Below are 2,410 nucleotides of genomic sequence, written 5' to 3'. Positions count from 1 at the left end.
CGTTGGTGAGGGAATATACTTTGGCCCATGAACACACCCATAAACAGCAGACGGCAACCGGCAGCGTTTCGGCAGCGTTTCGGCTTTTTTCTCGTCGGTAGCCTACTTGCGGCGCTTTGCACCGTCTCCCAGGCGCAAAGCCAAGAGCTCACCTCTGGCCTCTGGAGCTTGCAAACCATCGAACAGGGCGGCGAAGCCCTCAGGCCGGACAACCCGCACCGCTACACCCTCGTCTTCGAGGAGGATGGGCGCGTGAGCGTCCAGGCGGACTGCAACCGAGGCGCGGGACGCTATCTGCTGGAGGGCCAGGGGCTTGTCCTCAGCCTCGCCTTCACCCGCGCGCTCTGCCCGCCCGGTTCGCTGTTCGACGCCTTTGCCCGAGCCCTCGAGGCGAGCACGTCGTTCACGCTCGAGGGCGATGTGCTCTCGCTCGTGTCTCCTGGCGCTGTGATGACCTTCACCGCGGCGCGAGAGGAGAGCGACGCCCCTAGCCCCGACTGTCCCGGCGGCGCGGTCCTGACGAGGAGCGGGAGGGTCTGCGGCACGGCGCAAGACGGCGACTCCGTGCGCGCCTTTTTGGGCGTTCCCTACGCTGAAAGCACCGCCGGCGAAAACCGCTGGCGCGCCCCCGTTCCCAAAGCTCCCTGGCCGGGCACCTGGCAGGCGGACGCCTTTGGCCCCATCTGCCCGCAGAACGGTGCGGCCGAGGGCCTGCCGCCGCAGAGCGAGGACTGCTTGTCAGTGAACGTCTGGACGCCCGCCCAGGCGGGGGCGGACCTGCCGGTGCTGGTGTTTATCCACGGCGGCGCCTTTGTCATAGACTCGAGCGCCGCCCGCCTTTACGCGCCGGACGGCCCCCACCTCTACGACGGCGGCCGCCTGGCCGAGGACCAAAACCTGGTCGTCGTCACCTTCAATTACCGTCTGGGCGCGCTCGGTTTTCTCGCCGGGGTAGCGGGCCTGGAGGGCAACTACGGCATTATGGACCAGCAGCTCGCGCTGCGCTGGGTAAAGGAAAATATCGCGGCCTTTGGCGGCGACCCTGCGCTGGTGACGCTCGCGGGCGAGAGCGCGGGCGCGGCCTCGGTCGGTCTTCATCTCCTGGCCGCGCCCGAGAGCGCAGCGCTTTTCGGTGCCGCCATCATGCAGAGCAACCCTTTCGGCATCCCCTTCAAGGACCTCTTTGAGGCGCGGGTCCTGGGCGAGGCCTACCTGCTCGGCCAGGGCTGCTGGTTTCGCTTCGACCAGGCCGCCTGCTTGCGGGACAAGCCCGTCGAGGACCTGCTGAGGGGGCAAGCGGGAAGGTTTTTGCGCTTGCAGCTTGTGAACTTCGGTCTGGACGTTATTCTCACCTGGGCGCCCGTCGTCGACGGCCGGCTCATCACCGAGCAGCCCCTGGCGGCCGCCCTGGGCGGGGCCATCACCAAGCCGGTGCTGCTGGGCAGCAACCAGGACGAGGGCATCATCTTCTTCCCGGCCGACAGGTCAGCCAGCCTGCTCGAGTACAACGCCACCTTGGGGGTGCTCTTCGGTCAGGATAATTTCCGGCGCATCTTGAGCCGCTACCCGCTCGAGCCGGACAACCGCGAAAACACCATTCGCGTCGCCACCGATTTTCTCCTCGTCTGCAGCAGCCGAGCGGCCGCCGCGGCCGCGCAGGGCCGCGTCTACCTTTACGATTTCACGCACGTACCGTCGTTCGACCTGTGGAGCGGCCTCTATCCCGGCTGCGCCGACAGAAGCTGTCACGGCGACGAACTCGCCTTCGTCTTCGGCTCGGCGGGGGGCGAAAAGACCTTTAGCGCCGAAGAGGCAAGGCTCGCCGAGGCGATGGGGCGCTACTGGGGCGGCTTCGCCGGAAGCGGGCATGACCCCAATGCCGGGCGCGGCCCGGACGACCCTCTCTGGCCCCTCTTCAGCGAGACGGGCCGCGCCCTCGAGCTGGCCGTTCCCATGAGGGTCGGCGCAGCGGATGCCCAGGGCGCCAGGCACAACTGCGACTTTTGGGACGGCTTCGGCTACGAGCTGCCACGCCTGCACCAACGCCTCGAGACCGCGCCGGACCCCAACTAGGCTATCCTAGGCTATGCTCACGCAGACCCGCGCGCCCTTCTGCCTCGCCCTGCTCCTCGTCCTCGGCTTGGCCCTTCTCTCGCCGGGACGGGCCCAGACGACGCTCGAGTACTGGCACGCCCACAGCGGCACGCCCGAGACGGTCTTGAACGAGCTCATCGACGCCTTCAACGGCTCGCAGCCGGACTACCGGGTGGTGCCGCGCTACGCGGGCAACTACGCCGAGAGCGCCATCCGGCTGGTCGCCGCGCTCAGCGCCGGCAATCCGCCGGTCCTTTACGAGGCCGAGGTGACGGTCTTTCCGCGCCTCGCCGAGGAGGGCAGCGTGCTCGAGCTG

Annotated in this window: 2 protein-coding genes; both read left to right on the top strand. The window is 67.9% G+C overall.

Features of this window, described 5'->3' with window-relative positions; genetic code table 11:
• The first annotated feature begins 27 nt into the window (after nt 1-27).
• Nucleotides 28-2,073: a carboxylesterase family protein gene (locus M3498_12345; GenBank protein ID MDQ3460073.1), complete on the top strand. Its 2,046-nt coding sequence runs from the start codon at nt 28-30 to the stop codon at nt 2,071-2,073.
• Nucleotides 2,074-2,086: 13 nt separating this feature from the next.
• Nucleotides 2,087-2,410: ABC transporter substrate-binding protein (locus M3498_12340; GenBank protein ID MDQ3460072.1), on the top strand; the 324-nt coding region annotated here is incomplete at its 3' end.

It is taken from the genome of Deinococcota bacterium, from assembly GCA_030858465.1.
Taxonomy (GTDB): Bacteria; Deinococcota; Deinococci; order Deinococcales; family Trueperaceae; genus JALZLY01.
Note: the sequence above shows the minus strand (reverse complement) of the source record. Positions and strands in the feature narration are given on the sequence as shown.